The organism is Kitasatospora sp. NPDC090091 (assembly GCF_044747365.1).
Taxonomy (GTDB): domain Bacteria; phylum Actinomycetota; class Actinomycetes; order Streptomycetales; family Streptomycetaceae; genus Kitasatospora.
Genome location: NZ_JBIVDY010000021.1, coordinates 37,007 through 59,960 on the forward strand (window position 1 = coordinate 37,007; position 22,954 = coordinate 59,960).

16 protein-coding genes are annotated in these 22,954 nt (G+C 75.1%); 2 read left to right on the top strand and 14 right to left on the bottom strand.

Annotated elements, in window-relative coordinates; genetic code table 11:
* Positions 1-55: 55 nt before the first annotated feature.
* The 6 genes from ACIPSC_RS30405 to ACIPSC_RS30430 form a co-directional block, all read right to left on the bottom strand.
* The gene (locus ACIPSC_RS30405) at positions 56-1,762 is read right to left on the bottom strand and encodes a cation acetate symporter (RefSeq protein WP_400830142.1); all 1,707 of its coding nucleotides are present in this window, start codon (positions 1,760-1,762) and stop codon (positions 56-58) included.
* On the bottom strand, positions 1,759-2,376 hold the full coding sequence (locus ACIPSC_RS30410; RefSeq protein ID WP_400830147.1) for a DUF485 domain-containing protein: 618 nt from the start codon (positions 2,374-2,376) through the stop codon (positions 1,759-1,761). The genes ACIPSC_RS30405 and ACIPSC_RS30410 overlap by 4 nt, the downstream gene beginning before the upstream one ends.
* A 124-nt stretch (positions 2,377-2,500) precedes the next feature.
* Positions 2,501-3,217, bottom strand: a complete 717-nt coding sequence (locus ACIPSC_RS30415; protein WP_400830149.1) for a response regulator — start codon at positions 3,215-3,217, stop codon at positions 2,501-2,503.
* Entirely contained in the window at positions 3,214-4,371 is a 1,158-nt protein-coding gene (locus ACIPSC_RS30420; protein ID WP_400830151.1) for a sensor histidine kinase, read from the bottom strand. The genes ACIPSC_RS30415 and ACIPSC_RS30420 overlap by 4 nt, the downstream gene beginning before the upstream one ends.
* Before the next feature lie 111 nt (positions 4,372-4,482).
* Positions 4,483-4,968 (bottom strand): DUF1453 domain-containing protein, encoded by a 486-nt coding sequence (locus ACIPSC_RS30425; protein ID WP_400830155.1) that lies wholly within the window; start codon positions 4,966-4,968, stop codon positions 4,483-4,485.
* Between the two features lie 188 nt (positions 4,969-5,156).
* A complete protein-coding gene (locus tag ACIPSC_RS30430) occupies positions 5,157-7,268 on the bottom strand; it encodes a type IIA DNA topoisomerase subunit B (protein ID WP_400830157.1) in 2,112 nt (703 codons plus the stop codon).
* A gap of 537 nt (positions 7,269-7,805) precedes the next feature.
* Here ACIPSC_RS30430 and ACIPSC_RS30435 point away from each other — a divergent pair.
* On the top strand, positions 7,806-8,039 hold the full coding sequence (locus tag ACIPSC_RS30435; RefSeq protein ID WP_313765776.1) for a hypothetical protein: 234 nt from the start codon (positions 7,806-7,808) through the stop codon (positions 8,037-8,039).
* A 236-nt stretch (positions 8,040-8,275) separates the two neighbouring features.
* On the opposite strand, the gene ACIPSC_RS30440 is transcribed toward ACIPSC_RS30435, so the two are convergent.
* The 7 genes from ACIPSC_RS30440 to ACIPSC_RS30470 all read right to left on the bottom strand — a co-directional run bounded on the left by ACIPSC_RS30440 (position 8,276) and on the right by ACIPSC_RS30470 (position 18,823).
* Positions 8,276-9,232, bottom strand: a complete 957-nt coding sequence (locus ACIPSC_RS30440; RefSeq protein WP_400830160.1) for a S1 family peptidase — start codon at positions 9,230-9,232, stop codon at positions 8,276-8,278.
* Between the two features lie 193 nt (positions 9,233-9,425).
* Complete coding sequence (locus ACIPSC_RS30445) at positions 9,426-11,084, bottom strand: RNA polymerase sigma factor (RefSeq protein ID WP_400830163.1); 1,659 nt, start codon at positions 11,082-11,084, stop codon at positions 9,426-9,428.
* Between the two features lie 614 nt (positions 11,085-11,698).
* On the bottom strand, positions 11,699-12,577 hold the full coding sequence (locus tag ACIPSC_RS30450) for a FadR/GntR family transcriptional regulator (RefSeq protein ID WP_400830165.1): 879 nt from the start codon (positions 12,575-12,577) through the stop codon (positions 11,699-11,701).
* A 169-nt stretch (positions 12,578-12,746) separates the two neighbouring features.
* Positions 12,747-13,652, bottom strand: a complete 906-nt coding sequence (locus tag ACIPSC_RS30455) for a hypothetical protein (RefSeq protein ID WP_400830168.1) — start codon at positions 13,650-13,652, stop codon at positions 12,747-12,749.
* Between the two features lie 3 nt (positions 13,653-13,655).
* Positions 13,656-15,452: an ATP-binding cassette domain-containing protein gene (locus ACIPSC_RS30460; RefSeq protein ID WP_400830171.1), complete on the bottom strand. Its 1,797-nt coding sequence runs from the start codon at positions 15,450-15,452 to the stop codon at positions 13,656-13,658.
* A gap of 204 nt (positions 15,453-15,656) precedes the next feature.
* Positions 15,657-16,415, bottom strand: coding sequence for an NUDIX domain-containing protein (locus ACIPSC_RS30465; RefSeq protein WP_238863942.1), 759 nt, complete (start codon positions 16,413-16,415; stop codon positions 15,657-15,659).
* Positions 16,416-16,672: 257 nt separating this feature from the next.
* A complete protein-coding gene (locus ACIPSC_RS30470) occupies positions 16,673-18,823 on the bottom strand; it encodes a glycogen debranching N-terminal domain-containing protein (protein ID WP_400830349.1) in 2,151 nt (716 codons plus the stop codon).
* An 813-nt stretch (positions 18,824-19,636) separates the two neighbouring features.
* Here ACIPSC_RS30470 and ACIPSC_RS30475 point away from each other — a divergent pair.
* Positions 19,637-20,947, top strand: a complete 1,311-nt coding sequence (locus ACIPSC_RS30475) for an alpha/beta fold hydrolase (RefSeq protein ID WP_400830174.1) — start codon at positions 19,637-19,639, stop codon at positions 20,945-20,947.
* A gap of 118 nt (positions 20,948-21,065) precedes the next feature.
* On the opposite strand, the gene ACIPSC_RS30480 is transcribed toward ACIPSC_RS30475, so the two are convergent.
* Positions 21,066-22,862 carry a DUF4192 domain-containing protein gene (locus tag ACIPSC_RS30480; RefSeq protein WP_400830177.1) on the bottom strand — a complete coding sequence of 599 codons (1,797 nt, stop codon included), beginning with the start codon at positions 22,860-22,862 and terminating at the stop codon, positions 21,066-21,068.
* Positions 22,863-22,954: the final 92 nt, after the last annotated feature.

Sequence of the window (22,954 nt, forward strand, 5' to 3'; positions counted from 1 at the left end):
CCGCACCCCGGCGGTCCTGGGACCACCGGGGTGCGCGCCTGCGGGGTGTACGGGCTCAGGCCGCCCCGGCTCCGGTGAGGGAGCGGACCTCCAGCTCGGCGTAGCGGTCCGCGTCGGCCGGCTCGGGCGAGGTGAGGGTGCCGATCCAGCCGGCCAGGAAGCCCAGCGGGATGGAGACGATGCCGGGGTTCTCCAGCGGGAACCAGTGGAAGTCCACCCCCGGGAAGAGCGCCGCCTTGCTCCCGGAGACCACCGGCGAGAAGGCCACCAGCAGCACCGCCGGGACCAGCCCGCCGTACACCGACCAGACCGCGCCGCGAGCGGTGAACCGCCGCCAGAACAGGCTGTACAGCAGCACCGGCAGGTTGGCGGAGGCCGCGACGGCGAAGGCCAGGCCGACCAGGAAGGCGACGTTCATCTGCTGGGCGAAGAGGCTGAGCGCGATCGCGATCGCCCCGATCACCACCGCGGCGATCCGGGCCACGCCGACCTCCTCGCGCTCGGTGGCGCCTCCGCGTGCGTGCTCGCCGCGTGCCCGTCCCCCGCGTGCCCGCCGGGAGGCCGGCACGGCGGCCCGGCGGCCGCCGCGACGCGGACGGCCGCGCCAGGCGCCCGCCCAGATGTCGTGCGCGAAGGCCGCCGAGGAGGCGAGCGTCAGACCGGCCACCACCGCCAGGATGGTGGCGAACGCGATCGCCGAGATCAGCGCGAACAGCAGCACGCCGCCGGTGCTCCCGTTGCCGCCGCCCAGCACCAGGGCGAGCAGCGGCACCGCGGTGTTGCCCGCCGGGTTCGCGTGCCGCACCTCGGCCGAGCCGACCAGCGCGGTGGCGCCCAGGCCGAGCGCGATGGCCATCAGGTAGAAGCCGCCGACCAGCCCGATCGCCCACATCGTGGAGCGCCGCGCGGCCCGCGCGGTGGGCACGGTGTAGAAGCGGGAGAGGATGTGCGGCAGGCCGGCGGTGCCCAGGACGAGGGCCAGGCCGAGGCTGAAGAAGTCCAGCCGGCTGGTGACGCTCGCGCCGTACTTGAGCCCCGGCTCCAGATACCGCCGTCCGGCGCCGCTGTGCTGGGCGGCCTGCCGCATCAGCTCGGCGACGTCGCCGTGGAAGCGCATCATCAGCAGCACGGTGAGCAGCACCGAACCGGCGACCAGCAGGACGGCCTTGACGATCTGGATCCAGGTGGTGGCCCGCATGCCGCCCACCGTGACGTAGACGATCATCAGGCCGCCCACCGCCACGATGGTCCAGGTCCGCGCTCCGGAGCTGTTGGTGCCGAGCAGCAGGGCCACCAGGCTGCCGGCGCCGACCATCTGGGCGACCAGGTAGAAGAGCGTGACGACGACGCTGGCGCCGCCGGCCGCCGCCCTGACCTTCCGCCGGCGCAGTCGCAGCGCGAGCACGTCGGCCAGGGTGTACCGGCCGGCGTTGCGGACGAGCTCGGCGACGAGCATCAGCACCACCAGCCAGGCGACCAGGAAGCCGATGCTGTAGAGCACGCCGTCGTAGCCGTAGAGCGCGATCAGCCCGGCGACGCCGAGGAAGGAGGCGGCGGAGAGGTAGTCGCCGGCGAGCGCGAAGCCGTTCTGCAGCGGGGTGAAGTCGCGCCCGCCGGCGTAGAAGTCCTCGGCGGCGCTGCCGCGGCGGCCCACCCAGACGGTGATGGCCAGGGTGACCAGGACGATCACGGCGAACAACGCGATGGCCAGGTCGTGGTGGTCGCCGGTGGGGGCGACGGGGGGCGGGGTCGCGGTCCTCATCGCAGCTGGTCCTGGGTGTCCCAGCGCAGCGACAGGGCGGCGCGGTCGCGCTTGGTGCGGGCGTTGCGGGCGTAGAGCCACGTGAGCAGGAAGGTCGTCGCGAACTGCAGCAGGCCGAGCAGCCACGCCACGTTCACCGGGCCGGCCACCTGGCTGCGCATCACCCCGGGGGCGGCCGCCTGGGCGGCCACGTACATCAGGTACCAACCGAGGAACGCGCCGCCGGCGGGGAAGACGAAGGCCCGGTAGCCGCGCTTGATCTCCTGGAACGCCTCGCTGACCTGGACCGCCCGGTACACCTCGGTTCTGCTGTCCGCGGCCGGCTCGGCCGCCTCGGCGACGGACCGGGGCCGGGCGGGCGGCACGGGGTGGGCGGACGGAACGGACCGGGTGACCTGAACGGGCTGCGCGGGCCCGGCCACGGCCGCGGGCCGGACGGGGGCCGGCCGCCCCGGCTCCGGCACCGCCCGGTCGTGCTGCGGCGCCAGGTCGTGCTGCGGCGCCGGCCGCGAAGCCTCGGGCTCCGGCCGTTCGGCCCTGGGTTCGGCGGCGGGAGCGGCCCACCAGTCGAAACGCTGCCCCTGCCCGGGACTGCTCGTCTGCTGCTGTGGCACTGCTGCTCCTGGGCCGGGGGGTGTGCTGACCGAACCATGATGGAGGCCCGCGAACCCCGCCAACTCCCAATGCAGATACGTTCACTCGATGAGGTGATCGATGATCCGACAGACACTCATGCGACTACTGCTGCGTACCGGTGATTCCGTGCCGGAAGGCGTACGCGACGGCCTGCGCGCGGTCCCGGACGGCCGTTTTGGCGAAGAGGTTGTTGATGTGGGTCTTCACGGTGGCCGGGCTGACGAACAGCCGTTGGGCGATCTCGGTGTTGGAGAGCCCCTCGGCGATCAGTGCCAGTACCTCGGCCTCGCGGGCGGTCAGCCCGTCCGGCAGCTCCGCCGGCGAGGCGGCGGCCGGGCCCGGCCGAGCGGCGGCCGGCGGTGCGGCGACCCCGGCCTCGTCCGCCAGCCGCTCCAACAGGCGCAACTGGACCTGCGGCGAGAGCCCGGCCGCGCCCGAGCGGACGTCCGCGACGGCGCGGGCGATCTCCTCGCCGCCCGCGTCCTTGGTGAGGTAGCCGCGCGCACCGGCCCGCAGCGCGGGGAACAGCGAGTCGTCGTCGGCGTAGGTGGTGAGCACGACCACCTCGGTCTCCGGATGGGCGGCGCGGATCCGCCGGGTCGCCTCGACGCCGTCGCAGCGCGGCATCCGCAGGTCCATCAGCACCACGTCCGGGTGGTGCCGCTCCACCAGGGCGACGGCCTCCTCGCCGTCCGCGGCCGCGCCCACCACCTCGATGCCGGGCAGCAGCCCGAGCAGCATCACGATGCCCTCGCGCACCACCGTCTGGTCGTCCGCCACCAGCACCCTGATCGGGCCCGCCCCGTCCTGTCCGCTCACGCCGGCACCCGCAGCAGCACGCGCCACCCTCCCTCGTCCGGGCCCGCCAGCAGGGTGCCGCCGAGCAGTTCCGCGCGTTCGCGCATCCCCAGCAGACCGTACCCGCTGCCGCTGGCGGCCAGCTCACCCGTGCGATCGGAGCGGGCTGCGGTGTTGCGGACCTCCAGCTCCACCGCCTCGGGCAGGTAACGCAGTTCGACGGTGCAGCGCGCTCCGGGAGCGTGTTTGCGCACGTTGGTCAGCGCCTCCTGCACCGTGCGCCGCACCGCGAGCCCCGCCTCGGCGGCCAGCGGGCGCGGCGTCCCGGCCACCGAGAACGCGGCCCGCTCACGCACCGTCAGCTCCACCAGGAACTCCCCGACCGGGGTGAACTCGCCGCGCAGCGCGGAGAGCGCCTGCCGGGTCTCGGCCAGTCCGTCCTGCGCCATCCGGCGGGCGGCGACCACCCGTTCGCGGACCTGTTCCCGGTCGGTGCCCGCGTCCAGCATCAGCCGGGCCGCCTCCAGGTGGACCAGCTGGGCGGAGAGGCTGTGGGCGAGCACGTCGTGGATCTCCCGGGCGATCCTGGCCCGTTCGGCGAGGGCGGCGGTCTCCGCCTCGGCGGCCCGGGCGGCCCGTTCCTGGGCGAGCAGCCGGCGCGCGGTGCCGCGGGCCTCGGTGTCGAGGCGCAGCAGGTAGCCGAGGACGGTCAGCCCGCCGACCGTGGCGCAGACGGCGAGCCAGCTCTCCCAGCTGGCGGCCGTGTACGAGCCGAAGGCGGCCGCCGCCGTGGCCAGCGCGGCGCCCATCGGCAGCCGGACCAGAGCCGCCACGGCGAGGCCGGCCCAGGTGAAGTCGGCCAGGACGTAGGCCCGCCCCCACTCGGCGAGCCAGGCGCCGCCGATCAGGACGCCGGCCAGGGCGAGCGAGGCGAGCAGCCGCTGTTCCCGGCTGGCCCGCAGGAAGGCCGCCACCACCAGGATCGTCGCGAGCAGGCCCGCGACCGCCGCGACCGCGGTCCAGCCGGTGTACCCGCCGCGGGAGTACATCCCCCAGATCACCGTGACCAGCAGCACGAGCCGGCCGGCCACGGTGAGGAGCCGCCGCGGCCGGCTCTCGGCCTCCCGCTCCAGCCCCTCGCGGGACGGCCAGCGGGTCCAGGACCACTCGGGCACGGGTGTCTCCTCCGGGGGGCTTCGGTGGTGCGGTCGGCGGGCGTCCGTCGGGCCGGCGACCCCACGGGTCGGGTGCGGTCACCGGGCCCGCGGCCGCGTGGCGGGGTGCGGTCAGTGGGCCGCGGTGGCCCCGTACGAGGGCTCCAGGGTCCGCGCCCTCCAGTTCACCACGAGCGACCTGACCAGCAGCAGGACCGCCAGGCCGAGCAGCAGCGCGCTGCCGGTCTGGTGGACGTGCAGGGCCGCGCCGAGGCCGAACAGACCGAGCCGGATCGCGATCATGCCCGACCAGGCGGCCACCGTGGCCTTGGTGCCCTTGGCCCAGACCGCGCCGTCCTCGCCGCGCCAGAGCCGGACGGTCCAGCCCCAGACGCAGCCCATCGCGAGCACGGCCAGCAGCGAGCAGGCCAGCAGGGCGACGGACGTCCCGGCGTGGGCGCGGTCGACGAGTTGCGGGTCCCGCAGCGCGAGCACTCCGAGGAGCACCGGGAGCAGCCAGGTGCGGCGGCCGGAGTCCAGGCGCTGCGCGCGCATCTGACGCTGGACCACCAGGACCATCACCACGATGATCACAAGGACGTTGGCGAGGGCGGTCATCGGACTCTCCGTCCCGACGGAAGGCTGACTGGGCTGACCTCACCGACGCTACGGATCCGGCCCCGCCGGGTGATCGGAGCCGGGGTGGACCGGGGACGGACCGGGGTGGAGCCGACGGCAGAGGGCCCTCCACCCGTGGGTGGAGGGCCCTCTGCCGTCAGTACCGGGATCAGCGGCCGGTGCCGGGATCAGGCGTCGATGCGGGAGCGGTCCAGGGTGGCCGCCGAGTCCACGATGAACTCCTTGCGCGGGGCGACGTCGTTGCCCATCAGCAGGTCGAAGATCCGCTCGGCCTGCTCCAGGTCGCCCAGGTTGATCCGGCGCAGGGTGCGGTGGCGCGGGTCCATGGTGGTCTCGGCCAGCTGGTCGGCGTCCATCTCGCCGAGGCCCTTGTAGCGCTGCACCGGGTCCTTCCAGCGCAGGCCCTTGCGCTGGAACTCCAGCAGGGTGGAGCGCAGCTCGGCGTCGGAGTAGGTGTAGTGGTACTTCTCCTGGCCGCGCTTGGGGTTGGTGAGCTCGATCCGGTGCAGCGGCGGGACGGCCGCGAAGACCCGGCCCTGCTCGACCATCGGCCGCATGTACCGCTGAAACAGCGTCAGCAGCAGGCAGCGGATGTGCGATCCGTCGACGTCGGCGTCGGCCATGAAGATGACCCGGCCGTAGCGGGCCTGGTCGATGTCGAAGGTGCGGCCCGAACCGGCCCCTATCACCTGGATGATCGCGGCGCACTCGGCGTTCTTGAGCATGTCGCTCACGGACGCCTTCTGCACGTTGAGGATCTTGCCGCGGATCGGCAGCAGGGCCTGGAACTCGGAGTTGCGGGCGAGCTTGGCGGTGCCGAGCGCGGAGTCCCCCTCGACGATGAAGAGCTCGCTGCGGTCGACGTCGTCGCTGCGGCAGTCGGCCAGCTTGGCCGGCAGCGAGCTGGTCTCCAGCGCGGTCTTCCGGCGCTGGGCCTCCTTGTGCTGGCGGGCGGCGACGCGGGTGCGGGCGGCCGCGACGACCTTCTCCAGCACGGCGCGGGCCTGCAGCTTCTCGTCCTTCTTGGCCGAGGTGAGGAAGGCCTTGAGCTCCTTGGCGACCACGGCCGCGACGATCCGATTGGCCGCCGAGGTGCCCAGCACCTCCTTGGTCTGGCCCTCGAACTGCGGCTCGGCGAGCCGGACGGTGACCACCGCGGTGAGGCCCTCGGTGGCGTCGTCCTTGGTGATGTCGTCCTCGGCGACGCGCAGCAGCTTGGCGGAGCGCAGCACCTCGTTGACCGTCTTGGCGAGCGAGCGCTCGAACCCGGTGACGTGGGTGCCGCCCTTGGGGGTGGCGATGATGTTCACGAAGGAGCGCAGCGTGGTGTCGTAGCCGGCGCCCCAGCGCAGCGCGATGTCCACGCCGAGGTGGCGGGTGACCTCGGTGGGCGTCATGTGGCCGAGCTCGTCCAGGACGGGGACGGTCTCCTTGAAGGTGCCCTCCCCGCGCAGCCGCAGCACGTCGCAGACCGGCTTGTCGGGCGCCAGGAACTCGCAGAACTCGGCGATGCCGCCGTCGTAGCGGAACGTCGCCTCCTCGACCTGGTCGCTCTCGGTCAGCCGCTCGTCACGGACGACGATGGTCAGGCCGGGGACGAGGAAGGCGGTCTGCCGGGCCCGGTTGTGCAGGTGCTCCAGCGCGAGCCGGGCGTCCTTGAGGAAGATCTGCCGGTCCGCCCAGTAGCGGATCCTGGTCCCGGTGCGGGTCTTGGGCACCTTGCGGACCTTCGTCAGCCCGTTGGCCGGCTCGAACGGGGCGTCCGGGCTGGTCTCGGTGAAGATGCCGGGGGTGCCGCGGCGGAAGCTGATCGCGTGGGTGTGGCCGCTGCGGTCGACCTCGACGTCCAGGCGGGCGGAGAGCGCGTTCACCACGGAGGCGCCGACGCCGTGCAGACCGCCGGAGGCCGCGTAGGAGCCGCCGCCGAACTTGCCGCCGGCGTGCAGCTTGGTCATCACGACCTCGACACCGGACAGCCCGGTCTTGGGCTCGACGTCGACCGGGATGCCGCGGCCGTTGTCGCGGACCTCCACCGAGGAATCGTCGTGCAGGACGACCTCGATCCTGTCGCAGTGGCCGCCGAGGGCCTCGTCGACCGAGTTGTCGATGATCTCCCAGAGGCAGTGCATCAGGCCGCGGCTGTCGGTGGACCCGATGTACATGCCGGGGCGCTTGCGAACCGCCTCCAGGCCCTCCAGGACGAGCAGGTGCCGAGCGGTGTAGTTGGAACCGTCGTCGCCGGCCAGCAGTGCGGACGGCACGGTCGTTTCGGCACTCACGCGGCACTCTCCTCAGGTCAAGTTCTGTCTCGTCGGTCACACCGGTCGCATCCGGCTCGGCCGCCAGTGCAGCACATCGCACCGACAGCCGCTCCGCTGCGTGTGCACACCCCTCCGGTGGGTGCACAGCACGGCGAGCCGGTCCCGCGCAGCTTGTACGCGCTGCGCGAACAAGCGCCGTGCCGGACGGGGAGCGCCGGGGCTCCATCTCCTCCCGGTACCACCGGTCCTGGCGGATCGTGGGGCCGGGTGCAGGCTCCGGAACTGCCGTTATGCAGGCTACCGGGGCCCGGGACGGGGCTTATGCTCCAACCCAGCAGAGGATTATGCTACGCGGACCTCGCACCCCGTTCCGATCGGGCGTTCGAGAGGTGGGCGGATCCTGGGACTCGGCACGCATGAACCACCGGCCCCCGGGGCACGTCCTCATCAACACAGCAGAATCCTCAAAGAAGAAAAGCCACGAGCGGGAACGTTTTCGGCCTGGTTGGATGTTGACCCTGGTACGACAGCTCGTCGAGCTAGAGAAGAGGCGACGTGACTACTGTTCTGACACCTGCGAGCCCGCTCACCGCGGCCGACCGCTGCGACCGCTGCGGCGCCCAGGCCTACCTGCGCGTCGTACTCGCCAGCGGCGGAGAGCTGCTCTTCTGTGCCCACCACGGCCGGAAGTTCGAGCCCGAGCTCAAGAAGATCGCCGTGGAGATACAGGACGAGAGCGGCCGTCTCGGCAGCACCACGACGGCCACGGCCGCCGACGACGAGCGCTGATTCCGGGCGCCACAGCAGCAGCCAGACCACGAGCTGTGTCCGATCGCGCACTGCGCGCGACCGGACGGGCCGGGCGACGGGCCCCCTCCGGGGACCGGTCGCCCGGCTTCGCTGTTTCCACGTCAGAAGGCGATCGTGCGACCACCGGCCGCAGGCCGGGCGGCCGGCACGGCCACCGGGCCGGCCTGCACCGCAACCGGCAACGGCACGGCAACGGCAACGGCAACGGCAGGCCGCTACAGCACGGAGCGCACGGCGTCCGAGACGGTGCTCACCCTCGTGTAGACGCCCGGGTGCACCGCCTCCGCACAGCCCGTTCCCCAGGAGACCAGGCCGACCAGCCGGCCCGCGACGACGAGCGGGCCTCCACTGTCCCCCTGGCAGGCGTCCCGGCCGCCCTTCTCCTCCCCCGCGCAGACCATGCCGCGGGCGTCGAACCGCCCGTCCGGCCCGCCCGGGTAGGCCTTCGCGCAGGTCTGGTCGGCGATGGTCGACACGTCCACAGCGCGCAGCGTGGGCGAATAGTCACCCCTCGCAGTGGTGTCGCCCCAGCCGAAGACCCGTGCCGGCGTGCCCGGCCGGTAGGGCTCGGTCTCGCCCTGGCCGACCAGGTCGAGCACCTGCCGGGCGCCCTGCGACTCGGTGAGCGAGAGCACCGCGATGTCGTTCATGTTGGCGGAGAACGAGTAGTCGGGGTGGATCCAGACCGACTCGACCGCCACCTCGCGGCCGACGGAACCGCGCAGGTCGTCCCGGCCGAGCACGACCTCGAGCGCCGGCCGGTCGACCCGCTTCCCCCTGGACTCGTCGAAGAAGCAGTGCGCCGCCGTCACCACCTTGGTCGGGGTGACCAGCGCGCCGCCGCAGAACTGGCCGGACCGCCCGTTGCCGAACTGCGGCCGGCTGGAGAGCGCCACCATCCACGGATGGTCGGCCGTGGACACCGCGTTCCCGCCGATGATCCGGCGCTGCGCCTCGGCGGAGGCGGCTCCGGGGCCGAGCACGACCAGCGGTGCGGGCAGCGCCGCGAGCAGCGCCAGTGCGGCGGCCCGCCGCCGGCGACCGCCGGGCCGGGCGGTCGCGGGTACCGGCGGTCCGGCCGGGGCGCCGGCGGCGGCGGTCGGCAGATCCGGGCGGTCCGGACGATCCGGGGTGGGCAGCACCGTGACTCCAGGTGGCTCGGCAGCAGGCAACCGGCACAGCGTAGGTGACCGACTACGCGCCGCGACCGCGTCCCGCCGCACGGCCACCCGGACGAGCGACAACGGACACCCGGACGCTGACGCACCCGGCCCCCGAGCCGCCCGGACATGCGAAAGGGGCCCGGAGCGGTGTGCTCCGGGCCCCTTTCGCCGCAGGGCCGGGGCCCTGCGGAAGGTCTGCCGATCAGTCCAGGTAGTCGCGCAGCACCTGGGACCGCGACGGGTGGCGCAGCTTCGACATGGTCTTGGACTCGATCTGGCGGATGCGCTCACGGGTGACCCCGTACACCTTGCCGATCTCGTCCAGCGTCTTCGGCTGACCGTCCGTCAGGCCGAAGCGCATCGAGACGACGCCCGCCTCGCGCTCGGACAGGGTGTCCAGCACCGAGTGCAGCTGCTCCTGGAGCAGGGTGAAGGAGACCGCGTCGGCCGGGACGACCGCCTCGGAGTCCTCGATCAGGTCACCGAACTCGCTGTCGCCGTCCTCGCCCAGCGGGGTGTGCAGCGAGATGGGCTCGCGACCGTACTTCTGGACCTCGATGACCTTCTCGGGGGTCATGTCGAGCTCCTTGGCCAGCTCCTCCGGGGTGGGCTCGCGGCCCAGGTCCTGGAGCATCTGGCGCTGGACGCGGGCCAGCTTGTTGATGACCTCGACCATGTGCACCGGGATGCGGATGGTGCGGGCCTGGTCGGCCATGGCGCGGGTGATCGCCTGGCGGATCCACCACGTCGCGTAGGTCGAGAACTTGTAGCCCTTGGTGTAGTCGAACTTCTCGACCGCACGGATCAGACCGAGGTTGCCCTCCTGGATCAGGTCCAGGAAGAGCATGCCGCGGCCGGTGTAGCGCTTGGCCAGCGAGACCACCAGGCGGAGGTTGGCCTCCAGCAGGTGGTTCTTGGCCCGGCGGCCGTCCTCGGCGATGATCTCCAGCTCGCGCTTGAGCTTCGGGGCCAGCTTGTCGGCGGCCGAGAGCTTGTCCTCGGCGAACAGACCGGCCTCGATGCGCTTGGCGAGCTCGACCTCCTGCTCGGCGTTGAGCAGCGGGACCTTGCCGATCTGCTTCAGGTAGTCCTTGACCGGGTCGGCGGTGGCACCGGCGACGGCGACCTGCTGGGCCGGCGCGTCGTCCTCGTCGTCGTCGGAGAGGACGAAGCCCTGGTCCGACTCCTCCTCCGGGGTGTCGCCCTCGGTGCCGGGCTTGTCGCCGGGCAGGGCCACGTCCTCAAGCAGCTCCTCCTCGCCGAGCAGCTCCTCGTCCGCACCCTTGCCGGCCTTGGCGGCGGTGGTCTTCTTGGCCGCGGTCTTCTTGGCCGGGGCGGCGGTCTTCTTGGCCGCGGCCTTCTTGGCCGGAGCGGCCTTCTTCACCGGTGCCGCCTTCGCCTCGGCGGCGACCGAGGTCGCCTCCTGGGCGGTGATGTCGGCGGACACCGTGCCGACCGGGGCCGCGGCGGCCGCGACCGCCGGGGCGGAGACGGTGGCACCGGGCGCGATCCGCACGGGGGGCTTGGTCGGGGCCGACGGCGCGGCCGGGGTCCGGGTGGTGACCGCCTTGGTGGCAGTGCGCTTGGTGGGGCTCTTGGCCGCAACGCTCTTGCGCTTGGCGCCGGCCGGCTCGGCCGCGCTGACCATGAGGTCCACCCCCTCCTCAATCAGCACCTGGTTGAGGCTGCGCATGACGTTCTTCCACTTGGTGACCGGGATCTGGTCCGCCTCGAACGCCTGGCGCACGTCGTCACCGGCGATCTGCCCCTGGGCCTTGCCCCGCTCGATGAGCGCCAGCAGTGCCGCGGACTCGGCGATCTCGGGGGGAAGCGAACGGGATGTGCTGGCCGACACGAACAACCTCTCGGACGATGAGTGGACTCGAACCCGTACCGGCCGCCCGAGCGGGCGGGGAAGGAAATCGCGCATCGGACGCGCGGTGTCGATTCCGACCGACTCGGGCTTGAGGACTGGGTTTGCAGGACGGCAGCAGCGCCGCAGACCAACACAGCATTCTGACATGTTGGGGTATTCCGGAGCTGCTTCCGCTCAGGAGACATCGCTGCTACGCGTCAAGTGTTACGCATGGCCTTCGTGTCGCGGGTCACACCGGTCGGCGCCCGCGGCCCGAGGCCGACTTCCATCATCGCGCACTCGCGCCGAAGATGGTTGGCATGGGCAGGACATTTCCGCCGAGTGTCTCGCCGGAGCGGGTCGGGGACCGGTCGGAGCGGGGCCGGGGAGGCGTCGCGGCCGGGCCCGGGGGTGGCCGACGGGCGGGCCGGGGCAGGCACCGCGACCGGGTCCGGGAAGGCGGGCGGGCCGGGGCAGGCACCGCGACCGGGTCCGGGAAGGCGGGCGGGCCCGGCACCGGGGCGCGGGGGTGCGAGAGGGCCCTCCGACCGCGCCGTGCGATGCGGTGCAGCCGGAGGGCCGGGGGTTCGCAGGAGCCGCTCGGTCGCCGGGTGGACGGCTCAGTGCTCGCGGGGCGCCGGGACGGACGGCTCGATCTCCGGGTGCACGGTGAGCAGCGCCCGCATCGCGACCTCGCCCGCGGTGCCGTCGCCCGTGCCGAGCGCGTCGACCAGCCGGGCGTGCAGGCTGACCGAGGCCTCCGAGGGCCGCTCGCAGGAGGTCGCCGGGCCGCCGGACACCTGGAGCGCGCAGGAGACGATCCCGGAGAGGTGCTCCAGCATGCGGTTGCCCGCCATCTGCAGGACCAGGACGTGCAGCTCGGCGTCGGCCCGGGAGTAGGTGGAGTGGTCACCCTGGGCGGACGCGTGGCCCATGATCTCGACCAGCTCGACCAGCCGCTGCTGGACGTCCTCGCGGCCGTGCCCCGCGGCGAGCCGGGCCGCCAGCGGCTCGATTGCCCAGCGGAGCTCGAACAGCTCCCGGCGCTGCTCGTCGCGCTGCGGGCCGAAGGCGCGCCACTCGATGATGTCCGGGTCGAGGAGGTTCCAGTCGCCGACCGGGCGGACCCGGGTGCCGACGTTCGGCCGGGCGCTGACGAGGCCCTTGGCCTCCAGCACGCGCAGCGACTCGCGGACGACGGTGCGGGAGACCTCGAACCGCTGGCCGATCTCCTCGGGGACGAGCGGGCGGTCGGCACCGAGGTCGCCGGAGACGATCATCTGACCGAGCTGCTGGACGAGCTGGCCGTGCAGACCGCGGCCGCGGCTGCTGGTGGTCTTGCGGCCGACCCGGGCCAGGTCCGACTCGGCGCCCTCCCAGCGGGGCGCCGGCGGGGTCGGCCGGTCGGCGTACGAGAAGCGGTCCAATTCGCCGGCGCCGGGGATGGCGCTGTCGGCGGAGCGGGCGGGGGTCATGGTGGGGTGCGCAAGGGTACTCACAGGTCCTTTGTCGGCGATCGGCGGGCGCAGCTTGAGAATTCTCGTGAAAAGCACACGAAAGGGTGATCGACCGTGACTGGATAATTGACTTCTTATCAGGAAGAACCGCGCATTACGGTCACAGGTGGTCGATCTTGACGGAGCGTCAATCAGCCCGCCGCCCAAGGGGTCAGAGCGCGCGGCGGCGGACCTGTACCAGGAGCGCGGCGAGCAGCAGCACGAACGCCGGCGCCGACACCGCCGCCAGCAACGCCGGATCCGTCAGCGCCGACCCGCTCACCGCAACCCGGCGGTCCCCGCCGTAGACCCACCCGTAGGCCCACTCCACACCGGACTGGAACGGCAGCAGCTCCACCGCGCGCGACGGCCAGGGCGTGCCGGTCTGGCGCAGCAGCAGCGCCACCCCGGTCTCCAGCAGCGGCGGCAGGGCGCAGAGCAGCAGGACGCCGGCCGCGGCGCTCCGGGTCAGCGAGGCGGTCAGCACCCCGGTCCAGGCCGCCACCACGGTCAGCAGGACGAAGGCCACCAGTGCGGCCGGGCCGCCGTGACCCGCTCCGAGCGCCGCCGGGGCGAGGGCCCCGGGCAGGTCGGCGGGCGCGGCGAGACCGGCCGCGGAGAGCGCCGCGGCGAGCCGGTCCGAGAGCGCGCCCGGGTCCGACCAGGCCGCCACCGTCACCCCGCCCGGCAGCGCGAGGCGGGCGGCCACCGCGTCGACCGCCAGCGTGAGCGGTGCGAGCAGCAGCGCGGCCGCCCCGGTCACCGTCAGCTTGGCCAGCAGCAGCCGGACCCGGCGCAGGTACGAGACCTGGGAGGCCGGCAGCCCCGGGTACCGGACCTCGTGCCCGTAGGAGAGGGCGCCCAGGATCCCGGCGCCGAGGGCCGCGAACGGCAGCGGGACCAGCGGCACGGCCGCCGTCAGCAGCCGGACGCCGGCCGGGCCGGAGAGCGGCCCGGCGGGTGTCTGGGCGGCCAGGACCGCGGCCACCACGGCGTCGCAGAGCAGGACGGCGGCGAGGAGCAGCCAGGTGGAACGGAGGCCGCGCAGCCGGCGCAGCTCGTAGGCCAGGGCACGCACGGTTCACTCGCTCCGGTGGTCGGGGGTGGTGGGGGTGGTGGGGGCGGTCGTGGTGACGGCGGCCGGGGCGGTCGGGGCGGCGGCGGTCGGGGTGGTCGTGGTGACGGCGGTCGCCCCGGTGGGGACCGTCAGCCGGCCGAGGCGGACGGTGTCGGCGGTCAGCAGGTCACCGGCCGCGGCGTCGTCGCGCCAGTCGGTGGCGGGGGCGGACGGACCGCCGTCGCGGTCGTTCCTGGCGTCGCCACCGTCGCCGCATTCACCGTCGCCGTCTTCGGACCGGGCCAGGCTGCTGAGGCCGTCCCGGAAGAGGCGGTCCACGGCGACGGTCGGCTTGGTCTCGTCGAAGAGGTCCGACTCCGGCCCGGCGGGCCGCGGCGCTCCGGAGACGGGTGAGGTGGCCGTGGTGGCCGTGGCGGGCGTGGCGGCTGACGCGGCCGAGGTGCTGGAGGTGGCTGGGGCAGTCGTGGCGGCTTGGGCAGTCGTGGCGGCTGAGGCGACGGTTGCGGCAGCGGTCGCGGGGAGGGCGAGGGCCGGCAGCGCCCCGCCGGTGGGCGGTGGCGCGGACGGCGCTTCGGCGGCCGGCCGGGGCATCTTGGCCGACGCGACCCCCGGCTCCGCCGTGCGGACCGGACCCGCAGGCGCGGGCCCGGCAGGCGCCGGCCCGCACTCGGCGGCCGATGCGTCCCCGGGCTGCGGCATGCGCAGCGGCTCGGGCTCGGCATCGGACCGGAGCGACGACCGGCGCTCGGGCTCCGCCGACCGCTGCCCGGTGAGAACCGCCCCGGCCGGCCGCGGCTCGGCCGGCACCGGGCCGGAGGCCGATCCGGCGGGCACCGAGCCGGCGGGCGACGGCTGGACGCGGACGCGCCCCGAACGGCCCGAGGCCACCGGCAGCGTGACGCGCGGAGCGGGCTGCTCGACCACCCGGTCTGCGAGTTCGTGCAGCAGGATGCCGTTGCGGTAGGCGAGTTCACCGATCTCGGTCCGGCCGATCCCGGCGACCGCGATGCCCGCCCCGCCGTCGCGCCGCACCTCCGCGCCCTGGCTGACCAGCAGATCGGCGAGCCGGGCCATCTGCGGTCCGCGTACCGCCACCTCGGGGCTGAGCCGCGTCCGGCGGAACTCGGTCACCGGCTGGTCGGCCACCAGCCGCCCCCGGTCGAGCGTGATCACCCGGTCAGCGAGCTCGGCCGCCTCCTTCGGGGCCCTTGTGGTCACCAGGACCGTCCCGCCCGCGGCTCCGAAGGAGCGCAGGAAGGAGTGGAACCACTCGGCATTGCGCGGCGAGAGGCCGTCGGTGGGCGCGTCGAGGACGAGGGTGCCGGGGTTGCCGAGCAGAGCTGCGGCGAGCGCGAGCCGGCGGTGCATACCGGGCGAGAAGGTCCGCAACCGCTGGTCGCCGACGGCGGCCAGCCGGGTCTGCTCCAGCAGTTCGTCGGCCCGGCGGGAGGGGACGCCCGCCGCCGCCGCCAGCATCCTCAGGTGGCTCTGCGCCCTCCGGCCCGGGTGCCCCGCCACGACCCCGGCGGAACTCGCGGCGCCGGTGCCGCCCGGCCCCGCCAGCAGGACGCCGACCTCGCGCTCGGGCCGCCGCAGCCGCCGGTACGGGCGGCCGTCGAAGAGCGCTACGCCCTGGCCGCGTTCGAGTCCGAGCATCAGCCGCAGCGCGGTGGACTTGCCGGAATCCTCGGGGCCGAGCAGCGCCGTGACGGCGCCCGCCCGGGCGTCGAAGGTCAGATCGAGCACCGCCGGCGGAGTACCTCTGCGGTAGACCTTGGTCAGTCCGGTGATCTGGATCATCGCTGGCTGCTCCCATGCCCTCGGCCGACCGGCGCCTGTACGGCGCGGGACGCCCCGCGCCGCCCCCGCGCCAGCACACTAGGGGGCCACGGGGACGATTCCGGGCATTACGGGAGCGGCACGGGCCCGCCGTCCGCACACCTCACCCGATCAGGGGACAATCCGATCCTGCGACCGAGCGGCGGACCCTCCGGCCGGCTCGCCTCAGGACTCCGGGCGCAGCATGGGCGGATTGAGCACGGTGGCCCCGCCGGCGGTGAACAGCTGTGCCGGGCGGCCGCCCTGACGGGTCGTCGTGCCGCCGGAAGGCAGCAGGAAGCCCGGCGTGCCGGTGACCTTGCGGTGGAAGTTCCGCGGGTCGAGCACCACGCCCCACACGGCCTCGTAGACCCGGCGCAGCTCGCCGACGGTGAACTCGGTCGGGCAGAAGGCCGTGGCGAGCGAGGAGTACTCGATCTTGGAGCGGGCGCGCTCGACCCCGTCGGCCAGGATGAGGCCGTGGTCGAAGGCGAGCGGGACGCCGTCCGCCGGGCTCTTCCCGAGCAGCTCGGTGACGGGTGCCCAGCGGGCGCTGCTGGCGTCGCCGCCGGCCCGCGGGGTCGGCAGGTCGGGCGCCAGGACGAGGTACGCGACGCTGACCACCCGCATCCGCGGGTCACGCTGCGGGTGGCCGTAGGTGGCGAGCTGTTCCAGGTGGGCGCCGGCCGTGCCGGGGCCGGCCGTCTCGTGGCCGGGTGCGGAGTACGCGCGCAGGCCGGTCTCCTCGGCGAGCTCCCGGGAGGCCGCCTCGGCCAGGCCCTCGTCCGGGCGGACGAAGCCGCCGGGCAGGGCCCAGTAACCCTGGAAGGGCGGCTCGCCCCGGCGGACCAGCAGGGCGCAGAGCTCATGGTCCCGAACCGTCAGCACCACCAGGTCAACCGTGACAGCGAACGGGGGGAAGGCCGACGGGTCATAACGCGACATGGCGACGATCATAGTCGTCTTTCTGACGATAAGCACAGGCCCCGTGCACGGACCGTGCCCCGCCGGTACCTGACCGCTTCCGACGGCCCTGCGGGGCGGACGATGCACGGGCCGGCGGCCGGCCGGGCCGGGCCGGCGATGGACGGAACCGGCAACCGGGCCGGGCGGTGGGGCGGGGGCCGGCCCGGGTCCACCGGCCGGCCCCGACCGGCCCGGCGCCCGGCCCGTGCGCCGGGAGGCGCGTCAGCGGGCGACCATCAGCGGGCGACCAGCTGCAGGTCGGCGGACGCCTCCTCCACCATGGCCACGCCGATCCGGCTCACCCGGACCGAGAACGGCTCACCGGCCACCCGCAGCCCGGTCAGCTGCAGCTCGCCGAGCGGCGCCGTGCTGGCCGGGCGGACCAGCACCCGCCCGCCCGGGACGTCGGGCCGGACCCCGGCGAGCGCGAACACCGCGTGCACCGCCCCGGCCGCCGACACCGCCGCCGGCCGGCAGGCACCCGGGTGCGGCACCGGCGGGCAGCCGGGCGTGCGCTGCTCCCCCGCGTACATCTCGGGCAGTCGCCCCTCGAAGTGGGCGGCCGCGCCCAGCAGGCCCTCCAGCAGGGCGCCGGCCTCGTTCTCGTGGCCGGCCTCCGCCAGCCCGGCGACGGCCAGCGCGGTCTCGTGGACCCGCACCGCGCCGCTCCGGTGGCCGAGCGGGTTGAACCGGGGCGACTTGGCGCTGAGCGTGCGCAGGCCCCAGCCGCTGTCCAGCTCGGGCGCGGCCAGCCGCTGGGCGAGCAGCCTGGTCTGCTCCCGGTCCAGCAGGCTCTCGTGGCGACCGCCGTCGGCGGAGAGCCCCGGATCGAGCAGATGGACGATGGTGGAGGCGACCGCGGGCAGCGGCTGGCCGCCCGGGGCCAGACCGGCCGCCGGCCGCCCGCCGGAGAAGTCGTCGATCCAGAACCGGTCGCGGAAGCGCCCGCGCAGGTCGGCGGCCCAACCGCGCCACTCCTCGGCGCCCGGGCGGCCGAAGGCCTCCAGCAGCTCGGCCCCGTGCAGGGCGGCCCGGTGCGCCTGCGCCTGGACCTCGGCGCGGACCGCCACCGGGTGGGTGGAGCGTTCCTCCACCGGTCGGCTCAGGTCGGTGACGAAGCCGTCGACCAGGCCCCCGCGCAGGGCACCGAGGGCGCGCTCGGCGGCCGGGAGCAGCTCGGCCACCTCCTGCCGGGGCAGGCCCCACCGCCAGGCCTCGGCCAGCACCGTGACGAACAGCAGGGTCGCCTCGGTGGCGGTGCAGGTGGGCGGCAGTTCGGGGCCGCCGTGCCGGAGTGCGCCCGGCAGCAGCCCCTCGGGACGCTGGCCGGACCGGCCGGGGCCGCCCGGCACGCCCGGGCCGGCGGCGGGGTGCAGCTGCTGCCGGCGGGCCAGCGCCCGCAGGGTGCCGGCGGCCAGCCGGGTGCCCAGCGGGAGGGTCAGCCGGGCCGCCCAGAGCGCGTCGGCCGGGGTGAGGCCGAACCGCCAGGGCGCGCCGGAGGCCGGGTAGAGGTCGGTGGGGCGGTCCGGGTCGGCGAACAGCAGTCCGCCGAGCGCCTCCAGCGAGCGGGCTACCAGCGTTCCGGCCCGGGCGTCGTCGCAGCGGACCTCGGGCTCCGCCCAGGGCAGCGGGACGCCGGTGCCCCGGCCGCCCGGCGGGCGCGGCCCGGGGGCGGTGGTCTCCAGCTCGGCGCGGAGCTCCACCGACCAGCGGGCGCCGGGCTGCACTTCGAGGTCCCAGCGCAGCACGCCCGCGCCCGCCAGCACGGCGTGCGGCGACGGCTTGGCGCTGACCACCGCGCTGTGGGTGGGGCCGACCCAGCGCAGCCCGGCGGACTGCACCTGGCCCGGCAGGTCCGGCGGGCGGTGGCCGGCGGCGATCTCGCCGACCGGGCCGAGGTCGGTGCCGAGCGCGATCTCCAGCGGAAGCCGGGCGGGGCGGCTGCCGGTGTTGCGCACGGTCACGGTCTCCACGCCGTCGGCGTGGCGCAGCCGCTCGACGGTGAGCGCCGGGTCCGGGTCGAGGTCGCCGGGGATGCGGACGGCGCCGAGGAAGCGGGCCTGGGCCGACGTGGTCAGGGTGCCCTGGAGCGGCAGCGGCTCCATGCCGCCGATCCGCAGCTCCATCCGGGCCACCACCCGCACGCCCGAGCGGTAGAAGCCGTGGAGGCCGTGACCGCGCAGCTGTCCGTCCGGGCCGGAGGCGGCCATCGCGGGCGCGTTCACACAGAGCACCGCGTGGTGGGCGGCGGCCGGCTGCGGACGCGGCGGTGCGGCAGGCCGGGCCTGGCCGACGGGTCCGGCTCCCGGGGCCTGGTCGGGCCGGCCGACCGGTCTGGGGGGCGCGCCGACCACGCTCTCGGCCGGCATGGCCTGTGGTGGCCTCATGGCGGTCACCGGACTCTCCTCCCTCGGCGGTCCGGTGGCCGGTCAGGCCGGTGGGCCGCGAGCATGCTCGATCGCGTACTGATGGTGCCGGGCCGGCGGGGGTTCCCGTCGGCGTGTGTGCCGTGCTGGCCGTACCCGCCGAGGGGTCGTGCCATGCGGTGCGCGGTACCGCTGCGGTATGCGCTCCGCATCTCGCCCCGGGCACCCCGTTGTGCCCGGCACGTCGTCATGTCCGGCGTCCGGCCCCGCCCTGACGCCGCACCACGGCCGGAACCGCCGCACCGGCCGACCACCGGGACGGGTCGGTGGTGCGTCCCCGTCCCCGCCGTCCGGCGCTCCGGCGTCCGGCGCGCTGCCGACGGCCCGGCCGGCTCGCCGCCGTCCGACCGCCGTGGACGCCCCGACCGCTCGTGCCCACCGGCGCGGCGCGGCTGCGTCCACCGCTGCCGGAGGGCCGGAGGCCGTCCGGGCGCAGTACCCCCGGGTTGAACGCCGCCGACCGGGCACAGGTAACGCCCGGCGCGCCGATCCGGCCGACCGGACCGGGGCGCGCTCGCCCGTGGCGCCGCTGCCGCCGGGCGGTGCACGCCCGGACGGTGCCGCTCCGGGACGGGGACCCGCCCGAGGTGGAACCGCCTGGTGGAGCCGCCGTCCGTTCCGCCCCCGGTGCCGTCGGCCGGTGACCGTCGACGGGCCACCGCCGAACCGGCGTTTGACCGCCGTCAGGATACGGTGCGGGGGTCGCGGCGCCCGCACCGGCGACACCGCTGACGGCGACGCGACCGCTGTGACCTGCACATACCGAGGAGTTGTATGTCTACCGCCAGCCGGCTGCCCGGGATCGTCACGACCGACCACGTCTTCCAGCTGCCCCTCGACCACGCCGCCCCGCAGGGCGAACAGATCGACGTGTACGCCCGCGAGGTGGTGGCGTCGGGGCGCGAGAAGGACGACCTGCCCTGGCTGCTCTTCCTCCAGGGCGGACCGGGCGGCAAGGCCGGCCGCCCGCTCGGCCGGGACGGCTGGCTGGAGCGCGCCCTCGACGACTACCGGGTGCTCCTGCTCGACCAGCGCGGCACCGGGCGGTCCACGCCCGCCAACCGGCAGAGCCTCGCCCGGCGCGGCGGCGCCCGGGAGCAGGCGGACTACCTGGCGCACTTCCGCGCGGACTCGATCGTCCGGGACGCCGAACTGATCCGCCGCCAGCTGGCCGGCGACCGCCGCTGGAGCGTGCTCGGCCAGAGCTTCGGCGGCTTCTGCACCCTCACCTACCTCTCGATCGCGCCCGAGGGCCTGTACGAGGCCTTCATCACGGGCGGCCTGGCCGGCCTGCGCAGCTCGGCCGACGACGTCTACCGGGCGGCCTACCCCCGGGTCGTCGGCAAGAACGAGGAGCACTACGCCCGCTACCCGCAGGACGTCGAGGCGGTCCGGCGGATCGCCGCGCACCTGGCCGACTCCCCCGCGACCCTGCCGGACGGCGGACTGCTCACCGTCGAGGCGTTCCAGTCGCTGGGGCTGATGCTCGGCGCCGGGAGCGGGTCCGGCACCCTGCACTACCTCCTGGAGGAGGCCTGGGTGGAGGGTGTGGCCGGGCCGGAGCTGTCCGACACCTTCCTGGCCGGTGCGCAGGCCAAGCTCTCCTTCGCCGAGGGACCGCTCTACGCCGTGCTGCACGAGTCGATCTACGGCCAGCGCTCGGTGGACCCGGCCGGGACGGCCTGGTCGGCCGACCGCGTCCGCAAGGAGTTCCCGGAGTTCGACGCCCGCACGGCGCTGGAGTCCGGCGCGCCGGTCCTGTTCACCGGGGAGATGATCTACCCCTGGATGTTCGACACCGACCCGACGCTGCGCCCGATCAAGGAGGCCGCGGACCTGCTCGCCGCCCGCACCGACTGGGCCGACCTCTACGACCCGGCGCGGCTGGCCGCCAACGAGGTGCCGGTGGTGGCGGCCGTCTACCACGACGACATGTACGTGGACACGGCCGATTCCCTGCAGACCGCCCGCGCGGTGCGCGGCCTGCGGACGTGGATCACCAACGAGTGGGAGCACGACGGCCTGCGGGTGAGCGGGGGCAAGGTGCTCGACCGGCTGATCGCCATGATGCGCGGCGAGGTGTAGCGGGCGGGAGCGCCCCAGGACGTCACCCCGCCCGGATCGGCGGGCCCGCCGATCCGGGCGGGGTGACCGCCCGGCCCGGCCGGCACGGGCACTCCGGCCGGCACCGGCGCCTCGGGGCTCACTGCGCATGCCGGGGTCCGATCGCCGGGCCCCGGACGCCGTGGCAGCGGCCCCGCCGGCCAGTCTGAAGGGTGGGCGCGAGCAGGCCGGCCACCCAGGGCGACGGGCGGCCGAGCCGCAGCCCGCGGCCGGGGTTCGCCGGGGAGGGCGGGCGGCGCCCCGGCAGCGCGCCTCGGCGCGACGGCGGCCCGGCGGCCGGGCCGCCTCCGGCGTGGCCGTGGCTCCTCCCGTGATCGGGCCCCGCCGTACGGCCGAACCCCTGCTCCTGGATCAGCCGCTTCTTCGCGGATCCGCCGTCGGCGGGTGCGCTCCCGGCCGGGCGGCGGGAGGGCGGGAGGCCCGGCCCGGGTGCCGGTCCGGGATCGGGGGCTCCGGGACCCCCGGGGGCGGGCGGTGCCGTCGTCTCCCGCCGGGCACGCCGCCGGCGGGCGCGGGCGGCGCCCGAGCCTCGCGGCCCGTCCGGCCCACGTGCCGGATCGGGCTCCGGCCCGGCCGCAGGCCCTTCGTCCCGTTCCGGCTCGGCCGCCCCGGCCGCCGAACCGGGCCCCGCCGCTCCGGGCCCCGGCCCGTCGGCCGGTACCGGCGCCGCCGCCGGCGCCGGATCCGCGTCCGGCCCACCGCCCTCGGCCACGCCGGCTTCCTCCCCCGCCGCGGCGGCCGCGACCCCGGAGGCTCCCGCCCCGCCCCCGGCCGGGCTGCTCCGGCGACGCCGCTCGGCGTCGGCGCGGGCTAGGAGCGGGGCCGGCGAGAGGCCGGCGTTCAGCGACTCGTAGAGCAGCTGGGCCAGCAGGTACGAGGGGTCGAGGCGCAGCGTGTGGGCGAGCACCACCCGGGCCGTCGCGGTGTCCCCGGCCACCCAGGACACCCAGGCGAGCAGGGTGAGCGGCGGCGAGGCGTAGCCCGTGTACGGGGGCACGCAGCGCCGGGCGAGGAAGCGCCAGAGCCGCTGGGCGGGCGCGAGCTCGGACGGCCTCGCGTACTCGGCGGCGCGGTCCCGCACGCGGCGGTCCTGGAGGGCGACGAGCAGGCGGGCCGCCCGGAGCTCGTCGAGCTCGCCGGCGCCGGTGGCGAACTCGGCGACGGCCTGGTCGAGCAGCGCGGCGCCCCGCTGCTCGGCCCGCGGCCGCCCGCGCCCGGCGCCCATGGCGCGCTCCGCCCGGGCGAGCGCGCGCCGCTGGGCGTCCGCGCCGGGCGGGCCGATCGGCGTCAGCCCGGCGACGATCGACTTGCGGCTGCCGCGCGGCGCCAGGCCGGCGACGGTGGCCGCCACGGCGACCGGGCCGGGGCCGGAAGTGATCCGGACCGGGTGACCGGCCGGATCGCAGCACCCCTGGCGGCGGCAGAGGAAGGACCACCAGCGGCCGGCCGAGACGCAGAGCGACTCCTTCACCGCCACTCCCCTGCTCTCGAAGGCTGTCTGCAGCTCCGCCGCGAGCGGGCCGAGCCGCTCACGGACGGGCGGACCGTGCGTGGCGCCCGGATCGGGGCCGGGATCCTGGCAGAGGTAGAGGAGCACCTGGGCCGGGCGGTGGTCGCGCCGCTCGGACAGGCCGACCAGCAGGGCGGCCGTCTCGGCGGCGGCGGCCGGCCACTCCCCGGGCGAGTCCGGGAGATCGAGCCGGATCACCCCGCCCTGGTGGAGATCCGGCCCCTGGAGGCCGACGGCGACGATGCTGTCGTCGGGGTGGAACCCCAGCAGGTAGGGCAGCAGCTCGGCCATGTCGGCCGGGCCGCGCATGGTGACCGTTCGCGGACCGGCGGGGCCGAAGGGCAGCGGAATGCGTGCGTTGTTCATGGCGGGAAGAGTGCCGCCATTTAGCGAACCGTCCCGAATCTTTCGGATTCCCTGTGGACAACTCCCGCCTGTGGATAAAACCTCCCCCTTTC